Genomic DNA, 25,529 nt, shown 5'->3' with positions numbered 1-25,529 from the left:
CCTGTAACTTGTCCGTTATAGGTGACAAATATAGGATAATTTTTTAAGGAGCCCTAATTTCTGTTTAAAAATCCGCAAAAAATCACTTTTCCGGGTAGTTTTCGTCCGTTTTGCCACGATGTTTTAACACTTTGGCGTCAATGAAGAAAACAATCTCCTCGGCAATATTGGTAATATGGTCTCCCGAACGTTCCAGTTTACGGAACACACTGACCAAATCTACGCAGGTATGTACAGCTTCCGGATGTTCGATGATATAGTCAGAAAGAATACCTGTCGCATCCGCATTGATTTCATCCAGCAAATTATCCTTGGCAAACACTCCCGCTGCCAGATCATTACTCTCTTCATTTAAGGCACGCTTCGCCAGTTCCAGCATCGACAACACTTCTGCCTGCATCTCTGCCAGACGAAGACGGTTCAATAATTCCGCATCCAACACCGGCTCTTTGCAACGAAGTACAAAGCGGGCAATACCTTCCGCAAAGTCGCCCAAGCGCTCCAGATTCGTATTGATCTTCAGCATAGCCAATACAAAACGGAGGTCAATCGCCACCGGATTATATAATGCGATAATGTCTTCCACATCGCTATCTATCTTCAATTCAAAAGCATTCACCCGACGCTCGCGAACCATCACTTGTTGAGCCAACTCCTTGTCGAGGGTCAACACAGCCTCTCCGGCACGGTCAAGCTGGTTGTACACCAAGGTCCACATTTCATCAATTTCCTTCTTCAATAGGATAAGTTCCGATTCTATAAACTTTACCATAGTCTATTATATATAAATGATTAATATTTTGCTAATGACATTTCAGAAATAAATTTCAGGCACGGATTTCACGAATTACCCGAAGCGTCCCGTTATGTAATTCTGGGTAGCCTCTTTCTCCGGATTGGTGAATATCCTTTTCGTCTGATCGAATTCCACCATTTCGCCCATATAGAAAAACGCCGTCTTATCACTGACACGGGCTGCCTGCTGCATATTATGCGTAACGATTACAATCGTATAATCCTTCTTCAATTCATGGATCAGCTCCTCCACCTTAGCCGTAGAAATAGGGTCGAGTGCAGACGCAGGCTCATCCATCAGCAATACCGAAGGAGAGACAGCCATCGCACGGGCGATACAAAGCCGCTGTTGCTGTCCGCCGGACAATGCATAAGCCGACTCCTTCAACTTATCTTTCACCTCATCCCAAAGAGCCGCTCCTTTCAATGTTTCCTCCACACGCTGACGAATGAAAGCATTATCTTTTATTCCGTTCACACGAAGTCCGTAAGCCACATTCTCGAATATACTTTTCGGGAAAGGATTCGGACGCTGGAACACCATTCCTACATTCTTACGGAGTTCGTCCACTTCCACCCCTTTCGCATATATATTATGTCCGTCGATACGGATTTCTCCCTCCAGACGGGTAGCAGGAATCAAATCATTCATCCGGTTGAAAAGCCGGAGGAAAGTAGACTTACCGCAACCGGACGGTCCGATAAAAGCGACAACCGACTTTTCCTCAATCTGCATACTGATACCCTTCAATGCATGAAAATCTCCATACCAAAAGTTCACATCACGCGCATCTATTTTCACTGTATCCATATACTAATCTAGTTTGTTTTTACTCTTTTCTCAAAATACTTTCTCAATGCATTGGCCAGCAGATTCACGAACAGGATAATCATAATCAACACCAATGCCGTACCATAAGCCAGCGGCAATTGTGCCTCCATATCCGTTCCACTCGTGGAAATCACATACAAATGGTAAGGCAATGCCATACACTGATCAAAAATACCCGTTGGCAGTTGTGGCAGGAAGTATGCGGCACAAGTAAACAGAATCGGTGCCGTCTCTCCCGAAACACGTCCCAAGGCAAGAATCAACCCTGTGATAATGTTCGGCATCCCCATCGGCAGAATGACGTGCCAGATCGTCTGTAACTTCGTTGCACCCAAGGCCCGGCTGCCTTCACGCATACTGTCGGGAATGGCTTTCAGAGCTTCCTCCGTTGTCCGAATGACCAAAGGTACGCAAAGCAAACCTAATGTTAAAGAACCGGCCAAAATACTATCACCAAATCCCATATAATTGACAAACAGCGCCATACCGAACAATCCGAATACGATGGAAGGAATACCGCTCAAATTATTGGTCATCACTCGGATAAAGCGTACCAACTTACCTTTCGGCGCATACTCATTCATATAAATTCCGCTCATCACCCCTATCGGAAAAGCGAACAGCGCACTCCCCACCATCAGATAGAAAGTACCGACAATGGCCGGCCATATACCGCCACCTGTCATCCCGTCCGTAGGAGCCGAAGTGATAAAATCCCAACTGATAGCGCCGATTCCTTTATAGACGATAAATCCCAGAATTGCAAACAATATAAGTACAATGCAAAGGCTCAACAGCCGGAAAATCCCGAAAGCAACTTTCTGCGAACGGTGTTTAGCTTTATTATTACTCCGTATTTCCATCTTATTTGCTACGTTTTAATCCTTTAGAGGAAATATATTCCACACTAAAGTTGATAATCAATGTGATGAAGAACAGTACGACACCCAACAGGAACAACGCCTGATAGTGAGGTCCTCCCGCAGGAGCTTCTCCCAATTCGGCTGCAATCGTAGCCGGAATGGTACGCAAAGGCTCAAGGATTGTTGTCGGAATCACAGCCGCATTACCCGTCACCATCAATACTGCCATCGTCTCCCCGATAGCACGTCCGATACCAAGTACCACACCGGATGTAATCCCCGAAATAGAATAAGGAATCACTACCTTATATATCGTCTGCCATTGCGAAGCGCCCAATGCCAGACTCGCCTCACGCATCGCACGCGGACAGTTGCGCATCGCGTCTTCCGTCACCGTTATAATAGTAGGCAATGCCATAATGGCCAGTACGATACTTCCCGCCAAGCCACTCTCTCCTACCGGAAGATCAAACAATTTCTGAATCAACGGAACAATGACAATTAATCCGAAAAAGCCATAAACAACGGAAGGAATACCACTCAACAGTTCGATAATCGGTTTTAGCCAGTTCCGCACTTTCGGATTTGCCACTTCAGACATATAAATAGAAACCGACAGCCCGAACGGCAAAGCAAAAAGGATGGCAAACAGGCTCACCCACAACGTCCCGGTAATCAACGGCAAAAAGCCGAATTGAGCAGCCGGAGTAGCCGTAGGAAACCATTCGGCACCCGCAAATACATCCTTTACGGAAATAGTGTTATCCTCTATGAAATGTACCGCGTCCGGATGAACAATAAACTTCTGCGGAACAAAAGCTACGATGCCGGGCGTTTTCTCCACCAGCTCCGTAATCTTATCGCCTGCATATTCATAAGCAGATCCCAACTCCTCTTCCGTATAATACTGCGTTATGTCCTCCAAACGAAAAACCCGGATAGGGAGATCTTCCCCACCGAGTTCCTTCCAGTTCGTAATCTCTTCGTCAAAAACATTTTTTATCTGTGCGGGGCTCAACACGCTGACCTTATTGCTCTTATTTAGCGCCAACACATATCCCTCTTCAATCACTTTACTCTTGAACAGCCCGAAAGCTTCAGTGAAAAGGAAGAGTACAATCAGCAGAATAGTAATACTTGTCACAAAGCCGCTACAAGTCAACATTCCTTCTATAATCTTTTCAAATACCTTTTTCATATACCTGCTATGATTTCTGATGCAAAGAAAGCATCTCTTTATTAAGGAGGTGTGACTAACGTTTGAAGGAAATGTTTCAATCATGTTACGTTTGTGTTACAAGTATCATTTCCACTCCGGATGAAATGAAAATGTAATATCCGATTGCTTAATTTGCAACGTTAATAAAACGAAGAAATATGAAAGTGAGAAGAAACTTATTAATCGCCCTTTCCTTACTCTCGCTCGGTGCCAACGCACAACGTATTAAAGGTAGCGATACGGTACTGCCTGTCGCACAACAGACAGCAGAGCGGTTTATGAACCAGCACCCGGATGCCCGTGTCACAGTGACCGGTGGCGGAACCGGTGTAGGTATCTCCGCTTTAATGGATCATACAACGGACATCGCAATGGCTTCCCGCCCGATCAAGTTCAGCGAAAAGATGAAAATAAAAGGAGCCGGAGAAGAAGTAGACGAAGTGATTGTAGCCTACGATGCCCTTGCCGTGGTGGTGCATCCCTCCAATCCGGTAAAGCAGCTGACCCGCCAACAACTGGAAGACATTTTCCGGGGGAAGATAAACAACTGGAAACAGGTAGGCGGAGACGATCGCAAAATAGTGGTTTACTCGCGCGAAACATCGTCCGGTACTTACGAATTTTTCAAAGAGAGCGTACTGAAAAATAAAAACTACATGGCAAGCAGCCTTTCTATGCCGGCAACGGGTGCCATCATCCAGTCTGTCAGTCAGACCAAAGGAGCCATCGGATATGTCGGACTGGCATACGTATCTCCCCGTGTCAAAACGCTTTCCGTATCATACGACGGCACCCACTATGCCACGCCTACGGTAGAGAACGCCACCAATAAGACCTACCCCATCGTGCGCCCGCTTTATTACTACTATAATGTAAAAAATAAGGAACAAGTCTCACCCCTGATTCAGTTTATTCTCTCGTCCGACGGACAGGACATTATAAAAAAGAGCGGTTATATTCCGGTTAAATAAAAAAAATGTCCTACTTTTGTAGCCTAAATACAGATAACATTAACCGTTATGACAGATATTAAAAACGAAGAAGCAGGCGAAAAGAAAAGCTTGAACTTTATTGAACAGGCAGTAGAGAAAGACTTGAAAGAAGGTAAAAATGGTGGAAAAGTGCAGACACGCTTCCCGCCCGAACCTAACGGTTACCTTCACATCGGCCATGCCAAAGCTATTTGCCTTGATTTCGGCATCGCAGAAAAACACGGCGGTGTATGTAACCTTCGTTTCGACGACACAAACCCGACCAAGGAAGATGTGGAATATGTAGAAGCTATCAAAGAAGATATTCAATGGTTGGGCTACCAGTGGGGAAACGAATACTACGCTTCCGACTACTTCCAACAATTATGGGACTTCGCTATCCGCCTGATTCAGGAGGGAAAAGCATATATTGACGAACAAAGCTCCGAACTGATCGCACAGCAAAAAGGTACTCCTACCCAACCGGGTGTGGAAAGCCCTTACCGCAACCGTCCTATCGAAGAAAGCCTCGAACTTTTTAAGAAAATGAATAGCGGCGAGATCGAAGAAGGTGCTATGGTGCTCCGTGCCAAGATTGATATGGCCAACCCGAATATGCACTTCCGCGATCCGATTATTTATCGTGTAGTGAAACACCCGCACCACCGTACAGGTACTACCTGGAAGGCTTATCCGATGTATGACTTCGCTCACGGACAGAGTGACTTCTTCGAAGGAGTAACTCACTCGCTGTGTACACTCGAATTTGTGGTACACCGTCCTCTTTATGACCTCTTCATCGACTGGCTGAAAGAAGGAAAAGACCTGAACGACAACCGTCCTCGTCAGACTGAATTCAACAAACTGAACCTAAGCTATACCCTGATGAGCAAACGTAACCTGCTCACACTGGTAAAAGAAGGATTGGTGAACGGATGGGACGACCCCCGTATGCCGACTATCTGCGGTTTCCGCCGTCGCGGTTATTCACCGGAATCTATTCATAAATTTATTGATAAAATCGGATATACCACATACGATGCCCTGAACGACATCGCCCTGTTGGAAAGCTCCGTTCGGGACGACCTGAACAGCCGTGCCACCCGTGTATCGGCAGTGATCAACCCGGTTAAACTAATCATCACCAACTATCCGGAAGGACAGGTTGAAGAACTGGAAGCAATCAACAACCCGGAAGACCCGGAAGCAGGAAGCCACCTGATCGAATTCAGCCGTGAACTGTGGATGGAACGTGAAGACTTCATGGAAGACGCTCCCAAGAAATATTTCCGCATGACACCGGGACAGGAAGTACGCCTCAAAAATGCCTATATCGTAAAATGCACCGGTTGCAAGAAAGACGAAAACGGCGTAATAACAGAGGTATATTGCGAATATGACGCTAATACCCGTAGCGGTATGCCGGACGCAAACCGTAAGGTGAAAGGCACGCTCCATTGGGTAAGCTGCAATCACTGCCTGCAAGCAGAAGTACGTTTGTACGACCGCCTGTGGAAAGTGGAAAACCCGCGCGACGAACTGGCTGCCATCCGCGAAGCTAAAAATTGCGAAGCACTGGAAGCCATGAAAGAAATCATCAATCCGGACTCATTGAAAGTTCTGCCCAACTGCTACATAGAGAAGTTCGCAGCTACCCTGCCTACACTCTCCTACCTGCAGTTCCAACGGATCGGTTACTTTAATATCGACAAAGAATCAACCCCGGAAAAACTGATTTTCAACCGCACAGTAGGGTTGAAAGATACGTGGGGGAAGATTAATAAATAACCTTTCACCACAGATTACACGGATTAACACAGATTTTTATTCTATATTTCTCTAATCTGTGTTAATCCGTGTAATCTGTGGTGAACAAAATTAATAAAAATGGGTAGAAAGAACTCACCATCAGCCAAAAAGCAACTAGCCACACTTATCACAAACTACGAAAAAGCAAAAGCAGAAAACCGACAACTTTATCTGGATGCTGACCAACTGGCCGACATCGCCGACTGGTATGCCTCCGAACGGAAATTTGAAGAAGCACAAGAAGTAATCACCTACGGACTTAAGATACATCCGGGAAATACAGCTTTACTCATCGAACAAGCCTATCTCTACCTGGACACCCAAAAACTGCAAAAAGCAAAGAAAGTAGCAGATTCCATCACCGAAGATTTTGACTCGGAAGTGAAACTGCTGAAAGCCGAACTATTGCTGAATGGAGGAAAACTGGAAGAAGCCCAATGGCTATTAAGTACGATAGCGGATGCCGACGAACTGGAAACAATCATTGATGTCGTATTTCTCTATCTGGACATGGGATACCCGGATGCAGCCAAAGAATGGCTCGACCGAGGTAAATCGCGTTATGCCGAAGATGAAGAATATATGGCCCTCACAGCCGATTATCTGGCATCGACCCACCAAGTAGAATCGGCCATCATCTATTACAACAAACTCATCGACAAGTCCCCTTTCAACCCTTCCTACTGGATGGGACTGGTGAAATGTTACTTTGTTCAGGAACAAATAGACAAGGCCATCGAAGCCTGTGATTTTGCGTTGGCAGCCGACGATCAGTGTGGAGAAGCCTACGCTTATAAAGCGCATTGTTTTTTCTATCTGAACAATTCGGATGATGCCATCGAGAATTACCAAAAAGCGATCGAACTTAAATCCATCCCCCCTGAACTGGGTTATATGTTCATGGGAATATCCTACGGCAATAAAGAAGAATGGCAGAAAGCCGATGACTATTACGACAAAGTAATCGCACGTTTTGAAGAAGACGGAGACAGACAGTCTGTCCTATTAATAGACACATATACCAGCAAAGCCTTCGCCCTGTCTCATCTGGAAAGATATGAAGAAGCACATCAGCTCTGCGAGAAAGCCAAAGAGATAAACCCGAATGAAGGATTGATTTATCTGACAGAGGGAAAACTATATCTGGCAGAGGAGCTGGAAGACGAAGCAGCCTTGTCTTTCGAAAAAGCGATAGAGATTAACTCTAACATAGAAATGTGGTATATGATCGCCTCTGCTTATTCGGAAAGTGACTATCTGATAGAAGCCAAAGAATACTTTGAAAAAGCGTACCAGATGAATCCGAAATACGAAGATGTGACGGAGAAATTGAGTGTGCTTTGCCTCATGCACGGTGAAATCGACAACTTCTTTAAATACAACAAAGAATGTGAACATCCACTGGAAGAAGATATGATTCTGGATCTGTTAAATAGTCCCGAACATAGAGAGGAAGATGAAAGGACTCTCAAAGAAGTGTGGGAACGCATGAAAAAGGAGAATAAGAAAAAGAAGAAAGGGAAAAAATAAATCAGATTAATAAATTCTATCCTCAAAAAACATGGAATCAGTAGCAGAACTTCTTAAATGGGTATTAGAAAATTTGAACTATTGGGTAGTCACCATTTTTATGGCTATCGAAAGTTCTTTTATTCCCTTCCCCTCGGAAGCCGTAGTGCCACCTGCCGCATGGAAAGCTATGGCAGACGACAGTATGAATATCTTTCTCGTGGTCCTATTTGCCACCATAGGAGCAGATATCGGTGCATTAGTAAATTATTATCTGGCGCGTTGGCTGGGTCGTCCTATTGTCTATAAATTCGCTAATAGCCGTTTAGGGCACATGTGCCTTATTGACGAGGAAAAAGTACACCATGCAGAAGAATATTTCAGAAAGCACGGCGCAGCCTCCACTTTCTTTGGCCGTCTCATTCCGGCAGTACGCCAACTTATCAGTATTCCCGCAGGATTAGCCGGCATGAAATTAGGACCTTTCCTACTTTACACCACTCTCGGCGCTGCGATATGGAACAGTATATTGGCTCTACTCGGATACCTGATCTACCGGTTTACAGACCTCAAAACCACTAATGACGTCTATGTAATGGCAACCACATACAGCCACGAAATCGGCTATGTCATTATAGCAGTGGTGGTATTGGTCATCGGATTCCTGGCTTATAAGGGACTGAAGAAGAAAAAATAAGTATTAAGTATTAGGTATTAAGTATTACCATGACTAATACTTAATACCTAATACTTAAAAACCAATCCTTAGAAATTGAATTGGACTCCCACTCCCAAGATCTCTTTAAATTGTACACGAGATCCTTTGGTACCATCCTTTTGTACAATCTTCACATCATCGTCATACATCAGGTTAGTAGTGAGCGTGGTTGAAAACCATTTATTGATAATCATATTTATTTGCACCTCCCAGTTCACATCTATGTTCAATGGCTTGTGCAGATAATCGGAATATAAATCCAAACGCGAATATACTGTCATATTCTTCAAAAATTCATATTTGGCTTCCCCTTTCAAGTTAGCACCGAAGCTGGATAACAGGTGTTTGCCCGGGTCCACTCCATAAGCTCCTTCGTCCGAGAGACGGTCATTGAGAACAAATGTTCCGCGCCATGCAGCAGGAGACAATACAACGGTAAATATCTTACCGGGATCATAAGTAAAGCCCAAACCGGTAGTCAAATAAGCGGGAGCCATAAATTCAGAGATAGCAACATCTTTATTGACAGAATAGTCATATCCGGGAGAGAACTGCGTCTGGAAAGTAGCGAATGCGCTGGCATACCAACTTTTGGCAATAGCATAGCCATAATTCGTATTCAAATAAATCTTATCATTAGCCTTCCTGGTTCCGTCGTCACCTGTCTTATTCAATCCATAAGCCAGTTCGATACGATTATTCCACAAATGTTTTCCTTTCTTATAATTAATCTGATAAGTGCCCTGCAAGTCAAAGGCAACAGAGTTATCACCTCCGGCAGCCCAGTTAGTCAGGCTCACCTGTGTCAGTTTCAGTCCGGCAAATCCTTCTTTTGTCCAGGGAGAAGTTTGTGTACTATCGGCAGTTTGAGCCGACAGGGTTCCAGCACCCATACATAGCAGGGTGATGAATAGAGTTTTCATCTTGTTCATGATAGTTGAGGTTTAGTGTAGAAAAAACACAACCTAACAAGAACGGAGCCTTGGCAGTTTACCAAGCCTTTTTACCAGTTCCCATTAGGTCAAAATCTTTAAGATAAGTAGCAGTATTAGGTATTAGCCGTATTCGTTTATTAGCTGCAACTAATAGTTAATACCTAATACTTAATACTCCATATTCTATATTACTTTACAGCAGCTAAGGCTTTATCATAATCAGGCTCCTGGGTGATTTCAGGAACAAGTTCCGTATAAGCAATCTTGCCATCCTTGCCAATCACAACTACCGCACGGGCCAAAAGTCCTGCCAACGGACCATCTGCCATACGCACTCCGTAACTTTCGTCGAAATCAGAGAAGCGGAAATCAGACAGTGGAATTACATTTTCAATACCTTCCGTTGTACAGAAACGACCGTGCGCAAAAGGAAGGTCCTTAGAGATAGCCAATACTACCGTATCTTTCAGTCCGGCAGCCATCTTATTAAACTTACGTACAGAGGTTGCACATACGCTGGTATCCAGACTGGGGAAAATATTTAAAATCACATTTTTACCATTTAAATCTTTCAGAGAGAAAGAAGATAAATCTGTTTTTACCAGCTCGAAGTCAGGAGCTACCTTACCTACTTGTATAAATTCACCGATTAGTTTCACCGGTTGTCCTTTGAAATTTGTTGTTGCCATAATGCATCTATATTTAAAATTTACTTTATATAGGAAACAACGATTCCCCCAAATATGTTCACGGAAAACCTTTTCTAAATTGAATTTGTTATTCCACAACGAAATCACCCTAGTATTCAATTTAAAATATAAAATGTATGGAAACTGTATTCAATGAGATTCAACATTCAGTAAAAAATTGGTGGACTTCTCTTCTTTTGGGAATCGTGTATATCATTGTAGCCCTTTGGCTCATGTTCTCACCCGTGAGCACCTATGTAGCTTTAAGTATCATTTTCAGCGTATCGATGTTGATAAGCGGTATTTTAGAAATTATCTTCGCTTTTAGCAACCGGAAAGGTGTCCCGAGCTGGGGATGGTATATCGTAGGCGGACTGATCGACCTTGTTCTGGGTATCTACCTGATTGCCTACCCAATGGTCAGCATGGAAGTCATTCCTTTTATCATAGCTTTCTGGCTTATGTTCCGCGGCTTCTCCTCCACCGGCTATTCCATCGACTTGAAACGTTACGGAACCCGCGACTGGGGCTGGTACATGGCTTTCGGTATCCTTGCCATTCTGTGTTCCCTTTTAATATTATGGCAACCCGCCATAGGAGCACTCTACGCAGTCTACATGATTTCTTTTACTTTCCTCATCATCGGACTTTTCCGTGTCATGCTTTCATTTGAACTAAAAAATCTGCATAAAAGAAAATAAAAATCTTTCGGCACTTACTTTGGTATTTTGTTTATCTTTGTAGGCAATTTACATGAATCAATTAATTAAAAAGGAAGAAAATTATGGCAATGCATACATGGTTTGAGTGCAAGATCCGTTATGAGAAAGTAATGGAAAACGGAATGCAGAAGAAAGTAACTGAACCTTATCTTGTTGATGCACTCAGTTTTACAGAAGCAGAAGCACGGATTATCGAAGAAATGACTCCGTTTATCTCCGGAGAATTTACCGTTTCGGACATCAAACGTGCTAACTATAGCGAATTATTCCCCAGTGACGAAGAAAGTGCCGACCGCTGGTTCAAATGCAAACTTATTTTTATCACGCTCGATGAAAAAAGCGGTGCGGAAAAAAAGACTTCCACTCAAGTATTGGTACAAGCTGCCGACTTGCGTGATGCAGTGAAAAAGCTGGATGAGGGCATGAAAGGAACCATGGCAGATTATCAGATCGGTATGGTATCCGAGACTCCGCTCATGGATGTATATCCTTACAGCGCCGAACCGAATGACAAACCGGAATTTGATCCGTCAAAAGCATAAGTAACAATGAGTATTGCTGACAATTTAAAGCAAGTGCTGGCCGAACTCCCTCAAGGAGTCCGGCTGGTTGCTGTCTCAAAATTCCATCCCAATGAAGCGATAGAAGAAGCATATCAGGCGGGACAGCGTATTTTTGGAGAAAGCAAAGTGCAGGAAATGACAGCTAAATACGAAAGTTTGCCGAAAGATATCGAATGGCATTTTATCGGACACCTGCAAACGAATAAAATCAAATACATGATACCATACGTAGCGATGATTCATGGAATTGATAGTTATAAACTACTGGCCGAAGTCAACAAACAAGCTGTCAAGGCCGGACGTACTGTGAACTGCCTGTTGCAGATTCACGTTGCACAGGAAGAAACCAAATTTGGTTTCAGTCCCGAAGAATGTAAAGAGATGCTGAATGTCGGAGAATGGAAAGAGCTGACTCATGTGCACATCTGCGGATTAATGGGTATGGCCAGCAACACCGATTGTATTGAACAAATCAACCGGGAATTTTGTTCACTAAATAGACTCTTTAACGAGATAAAAACAACTTGGTTCACCCACTCTGATACTTTCTGCGAACTATCAATGGGAATGTCACATGACTATCACGAAGCCATTGCCGCAGGAAGTACGCTGGTACGAGTAGGAAGCAAAATTTTCGGAGAAAGAAATTATTGATTAAGTATTAAAAAACATATTGCTATGACCGATTTAAAAACTACTTTCGCAGGGCTTTCTCTTAGAAACCCTATCATCATCAGTAGCTCAGGGCTGACCAACAGTGTCGGCAAAAACAAAAAATTGGCCGAAGATGGTGCCGGTGCTATCGTTCTGAAATCACTGTTTGAGGAACAGATCATGCTGGAAGCAGATCAACTGAAAGACCCGGCATTCTATCCCGAAGCCAGTGACTATCTGGAAGAATATATCCGTGAGCACAAGTTATCTGAATACCTGACTTTAATAAAAGAAAGCAAAAAGGTATGCCCCATTCCTATCATTGCCAGCATCAACTGCTACACTGATTCCGAATGGATTGATTTTGCAAAGAAGATTGAAGAGGCTGGTGCCGACGCATTGGAAATCAATATCCTCGCCTTGCAATCAGAACTGCAATATACATACGGTTCATTCGAACAACGCCACATCGACATTCTCCGCCGCATCAAGCAGACGGTTAACATTCCCGTTATCATGAAGCTGGGTGATAACCTGACCAATCCTGTGGTATTAATCGATCAGTTGTATGCCAACGGTGCAGCCGCAGTTGTTCTCTTCAACCGCTTCTATCAGCCGGACATCAACATCGAAAAGTTGGAGCATATTTCAGGAGAAATATTCAGCAATGCTTCCGACCTCGCCAATCCGCTCCGCTGGATTGGAATTGCATCTGCAGTAGTAGATAAGATCGACTATGCGGCTTCCGGTGGTGTTGCCAATGCTGAATCAGTAGTGAAAGCGATCCTTGCCGGTGCTTCAGCCGTAGAAGTATGTAGCGCAGTCTATCTGAATACAAACGCATTTATTGGAGAAGCCAACCGCTTCCTCTCTGCATGGATGGAACGCAAAGGATTCGAAAATATAGCTCAATTCAAAGGCAAACTGAATATCAAAGATATTAAAGGCGTCAATACATTTGAACGTACACAGTTCCTTAAATATTTCGGAAAGAAAGAATAATGAAATGAAGAATGAAAAATGAAGAATGAAGAATGAAGAATAAGCTGCGCTATTATGCTGCATAGTAAATTCTTCATTTTTCATTCTTCATTTTCATTTCCTACAGCAGGTTGCTTGCCAGTTCACTCAATTCACTTCGTTCACCTTTCAGCAAATTGACGTGTGCAAAGATATTCTGGTCTTTCATACGATCAATCATATATACCAAGCCATTGGACTGACTATCCAGATAAGGTTGGTCAATCTGCTGGATATCTCCCGTAAATACCATCTTCGTACCTTCGCCTGCACGGGTGATGATTGTCTTTATTTCATTTGGGGTCAGATTCTGCGCTTCGTCAATGATGCAATACATTTCGCTCAAACTACGACCACGGATAAATGCCAGAGCTTCAATCACCAGCTGTTCGCTTTTCTGCATATCTTCTATGCGCTTCACTTCGGTAGAGTTTGCTGCAAACTGACGTTTTATCACGTTCAGATTGTCAAATAATGGTTGCATATAAGGAGCTACTTTCTCTTGTGCATCTCCCGGAAGGAAACCTATGTCTTTATTAGAAAGCGCTACAACAGGACGTGCCAGCAAAATCTGTTTGTAATCCGTCAGCTTGCCCAAAGCAGCAGCCAAAGCCAGCAATGTCTTACCTGTTCCTGCTTTTCCTGTCAGAGCCACCAGTTTGATATTCGGATCATTCAGGATCTCAAAAGCAAAACTCTGTTCCGCATTCCGGGGTTCGATTCCATAATTTTTCCCTTTCAGCACGCGGATAATAGAATGTGTGAAAGGATTGTAGCGTGCCAGTACACTGTTCCGGTCACTCTTCAACACAAAACATTCATTGGGATGAACCAAATCTTTAAAGTCGAATTCACTCAAGTCAATACCTTCTTTGGAAGAATAAATGCGGTCGATCAATGCAGGATCTACATTTTCAAAAATCTCATTCGACTTCTCGAACACATCTACATTGACCACCTTATCCGTAATATAATCTTCGCAAAGCAGACCGATTGAACGAGCTTTCATACGCAGATTCACATCCTTGGTTACTAAGATAGATTTCACATTCGGATACTTATCGGCCAGGTATTCGGTTGCTGCCAAAATCAGATGGTCGGGTTTCTTTATTGGAAACGATTCCCAAACTTTGGTAGCCGGCACATTGCTTGTCACAACAAACAGACGTCCCAATCCTTCGCCGAGTTTCACCCCTTCGGAGAAAAGCTCGTCGCTAGTCAATACATCCAATTCGCGTACGAACTCACGAGCATTGAAATTAATCTGCTCGTTTCCTTTTTTGAACTTATCCAGTTCTTCGAGTACAACAAGAGGGAGGTAAATATCATTTTCCTGAAAATTCTTCAAGCAATTGTAATCGTGAAGAATAACATTTGTGTCTAACACAAAATTTTTCTTAGTTCCCATGATTTCTTAGATTTAAATGTTGATATTTGCAATCTCATTCGCCAATCCCCGCATTTACGGTTAGATTGACGGTTCTAAAGATAAACAAATTAGCGGGCAATAAAGATTGCCCGAAGTTAAATATTATAAAACATGGACTATCAGAACACTTTAAAGTACTTATATGAGAGTGCGCCAATGTTTCAACAAATAGGAAGCAAAGCATATAAGCCAGGTTTAGAGACTACTCATCGATTGGACGAACATTTTGGGCATCCTCATCAACAATTCAAGACGATACATATCGCCGGAACCAATGGAAAAGGATCCTGTTCACATACCATCGCAGCCGTATTGCAATGCGCCGGTTACCGGGTAGGACTATTCACCTCCCCTCATTTAATCGACTTCCGCGAACGTATCCGTATCAACGGTGAGATGATACCAGAAGAGTATGTAGTCAATTTCGTAGAAGAGCATCGCTCTTTCTTCGAGCCGTTGCATCCTTCATTCTTCGAACTGACCACCGCTATGGCATTCCGTTATTTTGCCGACCAGAAAGTAGATGTAGCAGTTATCGAAGTAGGCATGGGCGGAAGATTGGACTGTACGAATATCATCCATCCGGATTTGTGTGTTATCACCAACATAGGCCTCGATCACACCCAATATCTGGGTGACACGCTGACGAAGATTGCCAAAGAGAAAGCCGGAATTATCAAAGAAGGAGTTCCAGTCGTTATCGGCAGAGCCCAAGGGGCGGTGAAACGTGTATTTACCATGAAAGCTAAAGAAAAGAATGCGCCCATCGAATATGCCCGTGAAAATGCCCGGTACTGGGACATGGAAATAGTTCCTTATTCGAAATTGCAAGAAATAAGACCGATGATGGACAACACAATTCAGAGCATGCACGAAATGATCGAAGCAATGGACGAACAATCAGAAGAAGAGGCAAATCAGATGCGGCAAGCATTACTCATGTTAGACCTGCCAGACAGTCTACGTGCGCTAGACCAGATACTCGACAAAAGAAAAGATGCTATCAAAATCAACAATGAGATGTTTCCTTTCGGACTTTTCACAGAGTTGAGCGGAGCTTACCAATTCGAAAATATGTTTACCATCCTAAAAGCCCTTGCGACACTGACCCGTCTGAACTACAACATCAGATCCCAGGACTATCGCGCAGGTCTTGCAAACGTATGTCAGCTCACCGGTCTGATGGGGCGTTGGCAGAAAGTACACAGCTATCCGGATATTATCTGTGACACGGGACATAATGTTGATGGAATCGAATATATCCATGTACAGCTCAATGCCATTCACAAAACCTTCGGTCAGGAGATCCATTTTGTATTCGGCATGGTCAATGACAAAGACATCCGAGGGGTTCTGCGAGCATTGCCGAAATATGCCACCTATTATTTTACCAAAGCAAGCGTTAAACGCGCGCTTCCGGAAAATGAACTACTAGCATTGGCAGAAGAAGCCGGATTGAAAGGTACCACCTACCCCACTGTTGTAGAAGCTGTACAGGCGGCAAAAAAAAACTGCCCCCCAAAAGATCTGATCTTTGTAGGAGGCAGCAGTTTCATTGTCGCAGATTTGTTAGCGAACCGCGATACACTCAATCTCTACTAACGCATCCTTGGGCAGAGCTTTTACGGCAACCGCCGAACGTGCCGGAAAAGCTCCGTCAAAATACGTGGCATACACGCCATTCATCCCTGCAAACAGGGACATATCCTGAAGAAATACAGTAGTTTTGACAATGTTTCCCATTGTCAATCCTGCTTCTTCAAGAATGTGTTTGATATTCTCCAACGACTGGCGAGCCTGTCCTTCTATCCCTTCAGCCATCTGTCCCGTAGCGGCATCAATAGGCAACTGACCGGACACAAATACCATACCATTAGCTTCTATCGCCTGACTATAAGGGCCGATAGCCCCCGGAGCTTTCTCACTGCAAATTACTTTTTTCATATCTATTTCTTTTTCTGTTTATAATGGATTTCAAAGATAAAAATAAATTCTGAATAAGATTATTGCCATCATTCATCATCTATTTTTCATCCTTCGAAATCTTAAACCCCAGTTTCATTATCAGTTTCAAGGTTTCCACTGAAGAATTTCTGTCATATACCTTTTCTTCTTCAGGCAATTCTTCATACGGAACCAGGCACGGATGCTGTTTCAATACATCATCCCGCTTTTCGCCATACGTCCAACCTTGTTCTATTCTGGTTTTCGACCAGACCTCATGAACATTCTTAGCCATTTCTTCTACCAGGTATTCCAATTCCTTCGGGAGTTGGATGTGTCCTGTATCCACCGGATTGGGAATATACTCTTTCATCTTACAAATCATTATTTATTATGTTACACTTACAAATTTAGACAAAATATTGAATAACAAACAGGTTAATAACAAAAAAACCTCCTGCAAAACGAATTTCGCAGGAGGCTCTATTATTTCTTCTTTAATAAGATTATTCAGCCTTTTCTTTATCTTCCTCTACAGGAGCTTCCGCAGGTGCAGGAGCAGCTTCTACCGGCTTGTCAACTTTTACATCTTCTCTTGAAACGTTTACAGTCACGTTTACAGAAGCAGGTTGTGCCTGATACGGCATACGGTTTTTCGGATCTGCACCATAAGGATTAGGACCTACCGTGCCATCTGCAAACAGCATGTACAATGCAAAAATCCAACCAACAATAGGCACACAGCACAACAAAATCAGCCAACCGGATTTATTTAAGTCGTGCAGACGTTTCACCCCCTGTGCCAGAGAGAACCAAATAGATGCAATCATAGCAGCAAGACCGATCAATAAACCAAATACTGATCCCCCGGCCGATCCGCTGGCAGCACCCAAAACAAATGTACCTACGCCTAGTGCCCATGCAATACTAGAAACTATACCACCAATAATGCCTGACAAGAAGTATTCGATTCTACGAATACGACCGTCAAATGAGAAAGGAGCTTTGAACATAATTTATTAAGTTTATATGAATAAATAAGTGAGTTTTTACCCGTGTTTCTCAATATGAAAGCAAAGATATAAAAAAAATTAAATAAAGAAAGGATTCGGGCAAAAAGATTGAAAAAATGCCCTATTTTCTGTAGAAATCACAATTTCACCCCATCCCATTGCATCACTACCACCCACTCTTTCGGTTGGCAAGTTCCATGAAAACGGTGCGGAACCGTAGCAACCACCAAATCACAATTGGAAGCTAATACGGTTCTTAACTCCTTCAGCAACATATCCATCCGGATGATTAAATGAAGATACTCCGTCATACACCGGATCACGCGCACATACTGATAAATACACATATCCTCTCCCCGTCTTATCTCACTCAGTGTTTTGGGAGAGATATCAAGTTCGCTCGTAAAAAAACTGTTACTGAAAATACGATCCATATCCATTAAAGCCAATACCAAATTGCTCAAAAACTCGTATGGTTCCTGTTTTTCTTTTGCCATGTCATTCTATGATTAATAATTTATAATATTTCAGTTTTTATTTGCTTTATCAAGTACTATTCACATAGGGAAGCAACCCTATTTTTAATATCCCGACCTTTGTTCCCGTTATCTGATAGTCAGGTAACTCAATCTTACAAAAAACAATTTTATATGAAAGCCTTAGAAGAAATCAAAGTCTCGGTTTACGAGAACGTGTATTCAAAAAAGCCCAAAGTCATGTCTTTCCTTGAAGTCATCATTATGTGTATTCATCCGGTCTATGCCTCTATTATAAACGCTATCCGCCGATACTATGCAGAAGGAGACCATGCCGCGGCACAGAAGTTGAAGAGCCAGCTCCCCTGTTTCACTCCGGCAGGTACTTTTGACGGAGCACATGCCATCAAAAACTTCCTCCTCCCCAGCCATATTGTCGGGCTCGATTACGATCATGTAAAAGATCGTCTTCAAGTCATCCAACGTTGTGCAGCAGATCCTCACACGGTAGCGGTCATAGAAAGTCCTACCGACGGAGTGAAAGTTTTCGCCTATGTGGAAGGTATCGAAAACCGCCATCGTGAAGGGCAGCAATTAGTGAGCCGTTACTACAATCAATTGCTGGGATTGGAGAGTGATCCGGCCTGCAAGGACGAAAGTCGTCTGTGTTATTTCAGTTATTCGCCCAATGGGTATGTTGCCGGTCTTTATCAGGCATTTGTGTTGGAACCACATCTAAAAGAGGAAACAAACGCTTCCTCTGAAAATAAAGTGCTTCCTCCCTTTCCTCTTCAGGATAATACCCCGGAAAACGTGTCTGAAGCAGAAATCGTCCAATTTATTTCGTCCTATATTTTCCTCCATCCCCTGACAGCCGGACAACGTCATTCCAACGTCTTTAAACTTGCCTGCGAAGCCTCCCGCCGACACTATCCGCAAGAAAGCATATTACGTGAGCTTACTGCATTTTTCGAACATACAGATTTTCGTCCCGAAGAATTGACAAGTGTTTTATCATCTGGATACAAGCAAGTTAACGAGCACGCACCTGCTTCCTCTACAGCCACCTCTTCTTCCTTTCAAAAGGACATAAGGACAAAAATCCCCTATGGTACTTTAGAAAACTCCGATAGCACCGAAGAAGCCTATTGGCTGGGAGAAGAATTCAGGAAAGGAACACCTTTATTCCCGCGCGATTTGTACAATAATCTTCCCGATCTACTGAATGACTGTATCATTGAAGACGCAAGCGACCGCGAACAAGACATCTCCCTCCTTTCCGATCTTACCGCACTAAGTGCGGCACTTCCACAAACTTTCGGAATTTATAACCACAAAAAATATTCCCCCCATTTGTTCAGTGTCATATTTTCTTCTGCCGGCAGCGGTAAAAGCATTGCCCAAACCGGACGCTATCTATTGGAAGAAATACAGACTGAAATACTGTCTACCAGTGAATCCATGTTAAAAAACTACCATACAGCGCACAATACCTGGCAAGCAGAATGTCAGCGGAAAAGGAAAAAAGGAGAAACGTGTTCCGAAGAGCCTCAAAGACCTCCTTTTAAAATGTTATTCATTCCCGCCACTACCAGTTACACCCGTATGCAAATTCAGATGCAGGACAACGGTTCGCAAGGAAGTATCATTTTCGATACGGAAGCCCAAACGCTCTCCACGGCCAATCACCTGGATTGTGGTAACTTCGATGATATGCTCCGCAAAGCTTTTGAGCACGAAAACATTGATTCTTCCTATAAAGCCAACGGTATCATCCCAATCTATATCCGTTATCCCAAATTAGCTTTGCTTCTAACGGGTACTCCCGGACAGATTGACTGTTTATTAAACAGTTACGGAAACGGACTTCCCAGCCGTATTCTGGCTTACACTTTCCGTGAAGCTCCCCACTGGAAAGAGATGGGTGATGATTGTATTTCATTGGAAGACTCTTTCAAGCCGATTGCCCATCGTGTCTACGAACTATATAATTTCTGCCTGGCGCATCCTGTTTTATTTCATTTCACCCGTCCGCAATGGAACCGTCTGAATGAGATTTTCTCACGTATGCTGTCCGAGGTAGCGATGGAGGGCAATGATGACCTCCAAGCCGTAGTGAAGCGCTATGCTTTTCTGGTGATGCGTATCAGCATGATTCAGACCCGCATCCGGCAATTTGAGGCAACCGATCTCTCCTCCGAAATTTATTGTATAGATGCCGATTTCGAACGATCTCTTCAAATCGTTCTATGTTGTTACGAGCACAGCCGTCTGTTACACTCATCCATGCCGGCTCCTGCGGTCCGTCCTCTGAAGAATCCGGACATTATTCGTAATTTCGTCAATGAGTTGCCTGACAGCTTCACTACAGATGAAGCAATTCAGATTGGCGCAAAATACGATTTCAACCTTCGTAAGGTTACACGTCTTCTAAAATCACTTAACGGAATAAAAATCAGCAAGGTATCTCATGGTTCTTATACTAAGATGAATAAATAACAGTCATAGGTGTCTTTTTGTCCTTTTGTCCTTTTGGAGAATTGGAAAAACATCGGGAGATTTGAAAAAAACATCTCAATAATTGAAATCAAACATTGGGAAGTTTCGATACAAATCTCCCAATGTTTTTTCTTTTTATCTATGCGCCCGTGTACGTCACTATGCGTCATGTCACTTTTCCAATGTATTACTTTTGTCATGTAATCGATTACAAGAGAATTAAACATTTAAAAATTAGAAATTAAAAATTAAAAGTTTATGGCACAGAATTACACTCTCATGGCTCGCAAGAACCTGTTGAAACCTGATGAAACTCCGAAGTACTATGCAGTGGCACGTAGCGGTCGCAAAGTAACGGTCAAGGAAGTCTGCAAACGAATTACCGAACGTTCTTCTTACTCCAAAGGAGAATTGGAAGGTTGTATCGGTGAGTTCCTGCTCGAAATCGTCAATGTACTGGAGGAAGGAAACATCGTGCAGATGGGTGACCTGGGCAATTTCCGTATGAGTATCAAAACGGGTACTCCTACTGATACGGTAAAAGAATTCAAGGCATCGTGTATCGATAAAGGCAAAGTACTTTTTTATCCGGGAAGTGATCTTCGCAAACTGTGTAAGACGCTGGATTATACATTGTATAAAAGTGATTCTTCCGCAGATTCGGATAAAGATCCACTGCCTGATGATGGTGACGACAATCAAGGAGGCTCCGGCAGCGGAGAAGCTCCGGACCCGGCGGCATAATCAACCGGTTGTTGATTGGTTCTTGAGTTTATAGTTTATAATGCATGAGTATCTATTCTTTAATTTAAATTCGTATGAAAAAGCAACTTTGGAAAAACATTCTCCAGTTTATCGTGACTATCGCGACTTCTATCATCTCGGCTATCGGTGTAACGTCCTGTGTGGGGCATTAATCTCCTGCTGACCGATATGGAAAATTCAGAAGAAAGCTATCTCCCACGTGAGATTAAGTTGTTGGTGATTCATTGCAGCGCAACGCGCTGCAATGTTCCCTTCACCGTAGAACAGCTTCGACAATGTCATCTGCAACGAGGTTTCAAGGATATAGGTTATCATTTTTACATCACCCGCAATGGGGAACTTCACCATTGCCGGCCGGTATCGGAACCGGGAGCGCATGTGAGAGGATTCAACCGGCACAGTATTGGAATCTGCTATGAAGGTGGACTGGATGAAGAAGGCCGTCCGGCAGACACGAGAACGCAAGCGCAGCGTTTTGCGTTGCTTGACTTGTTGACGATTCTCAAACATCAGTATCCGGAAGCGCAAATCATGGGGCATTATCAACTTAGTGCTTCGATTCATAAGGCTTGTCCCTGTTTTGACAGTCGCAAGGAGTATATGGATATATAAAAAGAACTACGGGAGCTGGCGAAAGTGCAGTCTCCCGTAGTTCTTTTTTATGTTTATATCATTTAGAGATTCAATTATTACAGCATTTATAGCTCTCCCGGCTTTCCTAAATAATAGGTAATAAGCCGTACCTCTCTCACAGAAAATGCCTTTGTCTTCGGATGAAAGTCGGTAGACAGTATCTCATTCATCAATGGCTTGCATCTCCTCATCCACCTTCGGAGTTTATTGACCGAAGCACGAATCGTCAAATCAGGAAAATACATCTGCGCCAACTCTTGTTTATTATAACATTTCACTACAAATTCTGAATGTTCCATCGTTTCTTTATTACTGTTTTATATGCTATAAAGTTACAAAAATTAGAACATATAAACAAAGAAAGAAGAGGCTATTATCCGGTATAATGGGAATAAAAAGAAATATCAACGATCTTCACAGACAGTTGATATAGTGGGAAATTCACATCGGCTTTAACCTCCGATGTCAGGGCGTAGATTAGAAATGCGCCGTCGCGCTATTTCTAATCCACAATGTAGGAGAATCATGCTTTTTACAGCATGAAGCTAGGGACCTACATTTTTTTCATCTCACATACGAAACACTCACGTGTTTATTACATCTCAACATTTTATTTTATATACAAACATCTAATTATTAACACAACTAGCTCAGTAAAAACTTCTAAGGAATTCCATTAACATACTGATACCATAATCATTAGATTTATCAATATTACAATGAATGTCTACACTCTTTACACATATTCCATATAAACAACAAGTTGCCAATAATATATCTTTTCCACATTCTACGTGGTTCTTTCAATAGCCGATAACACCACTCTAGCGAGTTCTGCTGCCACCACATAGGAGCACGTTTTACCGTTCCTGCATAAAAATCAAAAACTGCACCAATCGTACCACAATGGCAATGAATCTGTAATTCATTCCAATGAGTATATATCCATTTTTCTTGTTTTGGAGCAGTCATACCTATCCATAACAAATCAGGGTTAGCTTTATTGATAGCAGTTATAATCGCATTATTTTCTTCTTCATTGAATTCTGATTTATAAGGAGGAGAATAAGTCTCTACTTCAATATTAGGAAAATCCTCTTTACTCCGTTGCTTTATCATTGACAATACCTTCTCACTGCTGCCCATAAAAAAACACTTTCCACCACTTTGATTTAGTTTTTCCATCTCAAACATGAATAAATCCCAACCAGCAATGCGTTCTTTTGGCTTAGATTTCGCATTTAGCCAACGACAAGCTTTGACAATACTTGCACCATCTGGAATTAATACATCACCTTGCCGCAAGGCTTCGGCAAAGAGCAAGTCTTGCTGTGCGGTGTTATAAGAATGAGCATTAATAGTATTAATCAGTAGTTTACCAGATGGCAAGAAAGTTAACCCTTGGCGGTTTTCCACCAAAGGTAAGTTTTTCAAATTCAATAACATTGTATGTTGTAGTTTTATCTCTATAATATTGATTATATCAGAGAAAGATTCTGAGACAAAATTTCGGTTATTCGATGCTCAAAGCGCTGTTGTGTAAACTCACTATAAAATTTTTTATAACCCGCATCCCCCAATGTAGCTCTTAAGTCCACATCATCTAATAATTTAGCTATGCAATCAGCTAATGAAACTGGATTTTTCTTTTCACAAATCAGACCCTCTACCCCATCTCTCACCATATCTAGTATTCCTCCTTCATCTGTTGAGATAATAGGTAGCTTATGTGCCATTGCCTCTAAAATAACCAAGGGAAAACACTCATTATAATAATAGGTGGGGAAAACGAAAATATCTGCCTGACAAAAGAAATCTTCTTTTTCTTCTCCTATTTTTCGACCGGCATAAATAACTATATTATTTAATCCTCTTTTTTCTACCTCATCAGCAAATTGTACAGCATCTATTTCTACAGTTTCTCCACCTACAAAATGGCAAACGAAAGTATATCCTTTTTCCTTCAAAATACAACAAGCATCAAGCAACGTCCACACACCTTTACTTACTAATAAATTAGAAAGAAAAAGCAAATGAGGTATTTTGTTATTCTTTCTTATTCTCCACTCTTCTTTAAGTAGTTCCGGAATGCCATTCGGACAAACATACACATCTTCCTTCTTTACATATTTTGCTATATCCCTGTACAGAACTTCCGCTAATAGTATTACTTTCAAATTTTTAAAGAAATGTTTATATAGCAAATCATCCAACCACTTTTTCTGGCAATTTGCAACACCTTTATTATGATAATGAGCCAATACTTTACAGCCCAGTCCTTTGAGAATTTGCACTACAATAAAATCTTTACAAAACGCTTTTCCCCTAGCATTAGGAGTTATATACACTAAATCAGGATGAACACTTTTTACGAGATGAACAATCTGTTTCAATAAAAATGCATATTTCAAAATCTTTTTCAAACTAAACTGTCCTATATCAGACAAATCACCAGCTGTTGCAAGATTTATATAATAACAATCGAAAGAAGAATTTATAAGTTTACTTTCTTGAATATACTTCCCTACCATAGAAGCACCATGTATAGGGGGAGGAAGATGGAGGATGAAAAGAATACTATTTTTCATTACACATCATTTGATTTATAACCTTCAAATATTCTTTAGTTATGATGGACCATCTAAACTTATCTCGCATTTGAAAGTTCCTTTCGCCATTCTTTTCTATTAGCATAGGCTTTTTTGATAATTCAAGCAATATTGACGTTAGATCTTTTTGCGTTTTGAAATAGAAACCACCCTGATTATTAAAAATAATATCTGAAGCAACACCTACTTTCGTTGTTATAATATTAAGTCCTAAAACAAATGGTTCTGCAATACATTGCCCAAAGGTTTCATTATTACTTGCTACAACAGCTGTATTACTCTTTTTATAATACGAAAGTATCTCCTTTTTTGAACAATATCCTGGAAACAAGACTTGCTGATCACATTCCAGTTCTTTACATAAATCTTTCATCTTTTGCAACAATCCCCCTCCCCCAGGCAATATCAATATAGAATCCATATCATGAGTTATACTTCGGTATTCTGCAAATGCTCTTATTATTAGATCCTGATTTTTTCCTATTCGAAATTGGGCTGGATAAATCAATCTCAACTTATCTAAAGACAATGGATGATAAAATTCTTCAAAAAAAGACTCATCAATTCCTAAAGGAAGTATCGCTGTTTTATAAGATAACCAACGAAAATTTTTTTTCAATGATGTACACATGCATATCACTTTATCCACAAAACATGTAAGAACAAACGTCAATATTAATCGAGTTAAATATGCTTTAAATCTCTCATTATGCCTATACGCATGAATGGTGTATAGCATTTTAAATTTTCTAGAAGTATATAGAACATACTTCACATATATAATAAGTGCTAGTTCCCAATTTGTTTGAATGTGTATAACATCTATAGATTGCTGTCTCTTATACACATCTCCGAGCCCACG

The 25,529-nt window shown here is 42.0% G+C and carries 28 protein-coding genes; 13 read left to right on the top strand and 15 right to left on the bottom strand.

Translation table 11 applies throughout. From position 1 onward, the window contains the following. Positions 1–82: 82 nt before the first annotated feature. The 4 genes from phoU to pstC form a co-directional block, all read right to left on the bottom strand. Entirely contained in the window at positions 83–772 is a 690-nt protein-coding gene (gene phoU / locus LPH68_RS18630) for a phosphate signaling complex protein PhoU (RefSeq protein ID WP_004317629.1), read from the bottom strand. Positions 773–847: 75 nt separating this feature from the next. Then, positions 848–1,606, bottom strand: coding sequence for a phosphate ABC transporter ATP-binding protein PstB (pstB, locus tag LPH68_RS18625; RefSeq protein WP_055236199.1), 759 nt, complete (start codon positions 1,604–1,606; stop codon positions 848–850). A gap of 8 nt (positions 1,607–1,614) precedes the next feature. Further along, positions 1,615–2,490 (bottom strand): phosphate ABC transporter permease PstA, encoded by an 876-nt coding sequence (gene pstA / locus LPH68_RS18620; RefSeq protein ID WP_008025376.1) that lies wholly within the window; start codon positions 2,488–2,490, stop codon positions 1,615–1,617. A gap of 1 nt (position 2,491) precedes the next feature. Next, positions 2,492–3,688 (bottom strand): phosphate ABC transporter permease subunit PstC, encoded by a 1,197-nt coding sequence (gene pstC / locus LPH68_RS18615; protein ID WP_117684766.1) that lies wholly within the window; start codon positions 3,686–3,688, stop codon positions 2,492–2,494. 179 nt (positions 3,689–3,867) lie between these two features. Here pstC and LPH68_RS18610 point away from each other — a divergent pair, with 179 nt between their 5' ends. The 4 genes from LPH68_RS18610 (at position 3,868) to LPH68_RS18595 (ending at position 8,695) form a co-directional block, all read left to right on the top strand. Next, entirely contained in the window at positions 3,868–4,680 is an 813-nt protein-coding gene (locus tag LPH68_RS18610; RefSeq protein ID WP_087318541.1) for a phosphate ABC transporter substrate-binding protein, read from the top strand. 48 nt (positions 4,681–4,728) lie between these two features. Further along, a complete protein-coding gene (locus LPH68_RS18605; protein ID WP_004317618.1) occupies positions 4,729–6,468 on the top strand; it encodes a glutamine--tRNA ligase/YqeY domain fusion protein in 1,740 nt (579 codons plus the stop codon). Positions 6,469–6,567: 99 nt separating this feature from the next. Then, positions 6,568–8,019 (top strand): lipopolysaccharide assembly protein LapB, encoded by a 1,452-nt coding sequence (locus LPH68_RS18600; RefSeq protein WP_004317616.1) that lies wholly within the window; start codon positions 6,568–6,570, stop codon positions 8,017–8,019. A gap of 31 nt (positions 8,020–8,050) precedes the next feature. Next, a complete protein-coding gene (locus LPH68_RS18595; RefSeq protein ID WP_009041083.1) occupies positions 8,051–8,695 on the top strand; it encodes a DedA family protein in 645 nt (214 codons plus the stop codon). 68 nt (positions 8,696–8,763) lie between these two features. Here LPH68_RS18595 and LPH68_RS18590 read toward each other — a convergent pair whose 3' ends face one another. Continuing rightward, positions 8,764–9,648: a DUF3078 domain-containing protein gene (locus LPH68_RS18590; RefSeq protein ID WP_004317613.1), complete on the bottom strand. Its 885-nt coding sequence runs from the start codon at positions 9,646–9,648 to the stop codon at positions 8,764–8,766. A gap of 191 nt (positions 9,649–9,839) precedes the next feature. Beyond that, positions 9,840–10,340, bottom strand: a complete 501-nt coding sequence (tpx, locus tag LPH68_RS18585; RefSeq protein WP_004296650.1) for a thiol peroxidase — start codon at positions 10,338–10,340, stop codon at positions 9,840–9,842. 137 nt (positions 10,341–10,477) lie between these two features. On the opposite strand from tpx, the gene LPH68_RS18580 reads away from it, so the two are divergent. From LPH68_RS18580 to LPH68_RS18565, 4 genes are all read left to right on the top strand, one after another. Next, positions 10,478–11,041, top strand: coding sequence for an HdeD family acid-resistance protein (locus LPH68_RS18580; RefSeq protein WP_004317609.1), 564 nt, complete (start codon positions 10,478–10,480; stop codon positions 11,039–11,041). A gap of 83 nt (positions 11,042–11,124) precedes the next feature. Further along, positions 11,125–11,604, top strand: coding sequence for a DUF4494 domain-containing protein (locus tag LPH68_RS18575; protein WP_004296648.1), 480 nt, complete (start codon positions 11,125–11,127; stop codon positions 11,602–11,604). A gap of 6 nt (positions 11,605–11,610) precedes the next feature. Beyond that, positions 11,611–12,279, top strand: a complete 669-nt coding sequence (locus tag LPH68_RS18570) for a YggS family pyridoxal phosphate-dependent enzyme (protein ID WP_151936649.1) — start codon at positions 11,611–11,613, stop codon at positions 12,277–12,279. Positions 12,280–12,303: 24 nt separating this feature from the next. Continuing rightward, on the top strand, positions 12,304–13,281 hold the full coding sequence (locus LPH68_RS18565; RefSeq protein WP_117684771.1) for a dihydroorotate dehydrogenase-like protein: 978 nt from the start codon (positions 12,304–12,306) through the stop codon (positions 13,279–13,281). Between the two features lie 100 nt (positions 13,282–13,381). Here LPH68_RS18565 and LPH68_RS18560 read toward each other — a convergent pair whose 3' ends face one another. Further along, complete coding sequence (locus tag LPH68_RS18560) at positions 13,382–14,707, bottom strand: PhoH family protein (RefSeq protein WP_008643360.1); 1,326 nt, start codon at positions 14,705–14,707, stop codon at positions 13,382–13,384. A gap of 132 nt (positions 14,708–14,839) precedes the next feature. On the opposite strand from LPH68_RS18560, the gene LPH68_RS18555 reads away from it, so the two are divergent. Next, on the top strand, positions 14,840–16,330 hold the full coding sequence (locus LPH68_RS18555) for a folylpolyglutamate synthase/dihydrofolate synthase family protein (RefSeq protein ID WP_230297058.1): 1,491 nt from the start codon (positions 14,840–14,842) through the stop codon (positions 16,328–16,330). Here the strand turns inward: LPH68_RS18555 and LPH68_RS18550 are convergent. The 4 genes from LPH68_RS18550 to LPH68_RS18535 all read right to left on the bottom strand — a co-directional run bounded on the left by LPH68_RS18550 (position 16,298) and on the right by LPH68_RS18535 (position 18,182). Then, positions 16,298–16,672, bottom strand: coding sequence for a RidA family protein (locus tag LPH68_RS18550; RefSeq protein WP_004327226.1), 375 nt, complete (start codon positions 16,670–16,672; stop codon positions 16,298–16,300). The genes LPH68_RS18555 and LPH68_RS18550 overlap by 33 nt on opposite strands. Before the next feature lie 79 nt (positions 16,673–16,751). After that, entirely contained in the window at positions 16,752–17,045 is a 294-nt protein-coding gene (locus LPH68_RS18545; RefSeq protein ID WP_032851637.1) for a RyR domain-containing protein, read from the bottom strand. A gap of 133 nt (positions 17,046–17,178) precedes the next feature. Further along, positions 17,179–17,685: a DUF805 domain-containing protein gene (locus tag LPH68_RS18540; protein ID WP_008025398.1), complete on the bottom strand. Its 507-nt coding sequence runs from the start codon at positions 17,683–17,685 to the stop codon at positions 17,179–17,181. A 137-nt stretch (positions 17,686–17,822) separates the two neighbouring features. Continuing rightward, positions 17,823–18,182 carry a hypothetical protein gene (locus tag LPH68_RS18535; protein WP_008025401.1) on the bottom strand — a complete coding sequence of 120 codons (360 nt, stop codon included), beginning with the start codon at positions 18,180–18,182 and terminating at the stop codon, positions 17,823–17,825. Between the two features lie 153 nt (positions 18,183–18,335). Here LPH68_RS18535 and LPH68_RS18530 point away from each other — a divergent pair, with 153 nt between their 5' ends. The 4 genes from LPH68_RS18530 (at position 18,336) to LPH68_RS18515 (ending at position 22,037) form a co-directional block, all read left to right on the top strand. Then, the gene (locus LPH68_RS18530; protein WP_230297057.1) at positions 18,336–20,660 is read left to right on the top strand and encodes a DUF3987 domain-containing protein; all 2,325 of its coding nucleotides are present in this window, start codon (positions 18,336–18,338) and stop codon (positions 20,658–20,660) included. Between the two features lie 258 nt (positions 20,661–20,918). Continuing rightward, complete coding sequence (locus LPH68_RS18525; RefSeq protein WP_008025406.1) at positions 20,919–21,404, top strand: HU family DNA-binding protein; 486 nt, start codon at positions 20,919–20,921, stop codon at positions 21,402–21,404. A gap of 74 nt (positions 21,405–21,478) precedes the next feature. After that, entirely contained in the window at positions 21,479–21,577 is a 99-nt protein-coding gene (locus LPH68_RS18520) for a smalltalk protein (RefSeq protein WP_004303901.1), read from the top strand. A gap of 16 nt (positions 21,578–21,593) precedes the next feature. Then, the gene (locus LPH68_RS18515; RefSeq protein ID WP_008025408.1) at positions 21,594–22,037 is read left to right on the top strand and encodes an N-acetylmuramoyl-L-alanine amidase; all 444 of its coding nucleotides are present in this window, start codon (positions 21,594–21,596) and stop codon (positions 22,035–22,037) included. A gap of 86 nt (positions 22,038–22,123) precedes the next feature. Here LPH68_RS18515 and LPH68_RS18510 read toward each other — a convergent pair whose 3' ends face one another. The 4 genes from LPH68_RS18510 to LPH68_RS18495 form a co-directional block, all read right to left on the bottom strand. Beyond that, positions 22,124–22,357 carry a DUF4248 domain-containing protein gene (locus LPH68_RS18510; protein ID WP_008025410.1) on the bottom strand — a complete coding sequence of 78 codons (234 nt, stop codon included), beginning with the start codon at positions 22,355–22,357 and terminating at the stop codon, positions 22,124–22,126. Between the two features lie 415 nt (positions 22,358–22,772). Then, positions 22,773–23,504, bottom strand: a complete 732-nt coding sequence (locus LPH68_RS18505; protein WP_009041090.1) for a WecB/TagA/CpsF family glycosyltransferase — start codon at positions 23,502–23,504, stop codon at positions 22,773–22,775. 32 nt (positions 23,505–23,536) lie between these two features. After that, complete coding sequence (locus LPH68_RS18500) at positions 23,537–24,646, bottom strand: glycosyltransferase family 4 protein (protein ID WP_151923666.1); 1,110 nt, start codon at positions 24,644–24,646, stop codon at positions 23,537–23,539. After that, the coding region (locus LPH68_RS18495; protein ID WP_230297056.1) for a glycosyltransferase family 4 protein at positions 24,636–25,529 on the bottom strand (894 nt) is incomplete at its 5' end. The genes LPH68_RS18500 and LPH68_RS18495, both read right to left, overlap by 11 nt.

The sequence above is a fragment of the Bacteroides sp. 1_1_30 genome, assembly GCF_020982715.1.
Lineage (GTDB): Bacteria > Bacteroidota > Bacteroidia > Bacteroidales > Bacteroidaceae > Bacteroides > Bacteroides xylanisolvens.
This window is presented reverse-complemented; position numbering and strand designations above follow the sequence as displayed.

Bases quoted from the DNA above. Each gene is read 5' to 3' on its own strand.
- pstA (WP_008025376.1), bottom strand. From the start codon at position 2,490: ATGGAAATACGGAGTAATAATAAAGCTAAACACCGTTCGCAGAAAGTT.
- LPH68_RS18505 (WP_009041090.1), bottom strand. From the start codon at position 23,504: ATGTTATTGAATTTGAAAAACTTACCTTTGGTGGAAAACCGCCAAGGG.
- LPH68_RS18595 (WP_009041083.1), top strand. From the start codon at position 8,051: ATGGAATCAGTAGCAGAACTTCTTAAATGGGTATTAGAAAATTTGAAC.
- LPH68_RS18530 (WP_230297057.1), top strand. From the start codon at position 18,336: ATGAAAGCCTTAGAAGAAATCAAAGTCTCGGTTTACGAGAACGTGTAT.
- LPH68_RS18540 (WP_008025398.1), bottom strand. From the start codon at position 17,685: ATGTTCAAAGCTCCTTTCTCATTTGACGGTCGTATTCGTAGAATCGAA.
- LPH68_RS18545 (WP_032851637.1), bottom strand. From the start codon at position 17,045: ATGAAAGAGTATATTCCCAATCCGGTGGATACAGGACACATCCAACTC.
- phoU (WP_004317629.1), bottom strand. From the start codon at position 772: ATGGTAAAGTTTATAGAATCGGAACTTATCCTATTGAAGAAGGAAATT.
- LPH68_RS18580 (WP_004317609.1), top strand. From the start codon at position 10,478: ATGGAAACTGTATTCAATGAGATTCAACATTCAGTAAAAAATTGGTGG.
- LPH68_RS18600 (WP_004317616.1), top strand. From the start codon at position 6,568: ATGGGTAGAAAGAACTCACCATCAGCCAAAAAGCAACTAGCCACACTT.
- LPH68_RS18560 (WP_008643360.1), bottom strand. From the start codon at position 14,707: ATGGGAACTAAGAAAAATTTTGTGTTAGACACAAATGTTATTCTTCAC.
- LPH68_RS18535 (WP_008025401.1), bottom strand. From the start codon at position 18,182: ATGGCAAAAGAAAAACAGGAACCATACGAGTTTTTGAGCAATTTGGTA.
- LPH68_RS18525 (WP_008025406.1), top strand. From the start codon at position 20,919: ATGGCACAGAATTACACTCTCATGGCTCGCAAGAACCTGTTGAAACCT.
- tpx (WP_004296650.1), bottom strand. From the start codon at position 10,340: ATGGCAACAACAAATTTCAAAGGACAACCGGTGAAACTAATCGGTGAA.
- LPH68_RS18555 (WP_230297058.1), top strand. From the start codon at position 14,840: ATGGACTATCAGAACACTTTAAAGTACTTATATGAGAGTGCGCCAATG.
- LPH68_RS18520 (WP_004303901.1), top strand. From the start codon at position 21,479: ATGAAAAAGCAACTTTGGAAAAACATTCTCCAGTTTATCGTGACTATC.
- LPH68_RS18610 (WP_087318541.1), top strand. From the start codon at position 3,868: ATGAAAGTGAGAAGAAACTTATTAATCGCCCTTTCCTTACTCTCGCTC.
- LPH68_RS18605 (WP_004317618.1), top strand. From the start codon at position 4,729: ATGACAGATATTAAAAACGAAGAAGCAGGCGAAAAGAAAAGCTTGAAC.
- LPH68_RS18510 (WP_008025410.1), bottom strand. From the start codon at position 22,357: ATGGAACATTCAGAATTTGTAGTGAAATGTTATAATAAACAAGAGTTG.
- pstB (WP_055236199.1), bottom strand. From the start codon at position 1,606: ATGGATACAGTGAAAATAGATGCGCGTGATGTGAACTTTTGGTATGGA.
- LPH68_RS18550 (WP_004327226.1), bottom strand. From the start codon at position 16,672: ATGAAAAAAGTAATTTGCAGTGAGAAAGCTCCGGGGGCTATCGGCCCT.
- pstC (WP_117684766.1), bottom strand. From the start codon at position 3,688: ATGAAAAAGGTATTTGAAAAGATTATAGAAGGAATGTTGACTTGTAGC.
- LPH68_RS18565 (WP_117684771.1), top strand. From the start codon at position 12,304: ATGACCGATTTAAAAACTACTTTCGCAGGGCTTTCTCTTAGAAACCCT.
- LPH68_RS18500 (WP_151923666.1), bottom strand. From the start codon at position 24,646: ATGAAAAATAGTATTCTTTTCATCCTCCATCTTCCTCCCCCTATACAT.
- LPH68_RS18575 (WP_004296648.1), top strand. From the start codon at position 11,125: ATGGCAATGCATACATGGTTTGAGTGCAAGATCCGTTATGAGAAAGTA.
- LPH68_RS18590 (WP_004317613.1), bottom strand. From the start codon at position 9,648: ATGAACAAGATGAAAACTCTATTCATCACCCTGCTATGTATGGGTGCT.
- LPH68_RS18515 (WP_008025408.1), top strand. From the start codon at position 21,594: ATGGAAAATTCAGAAGAAAGCTATCTCCCACGTGAGATTAAGTTGTTG.
- LPH68_RS18570 (WP_151936649.1), top strand. From the start codon at position 11,611: ATGAGTATTGCTGACAATTTAAAGCAAGTGCTGGCCGAACTCCCTCAA.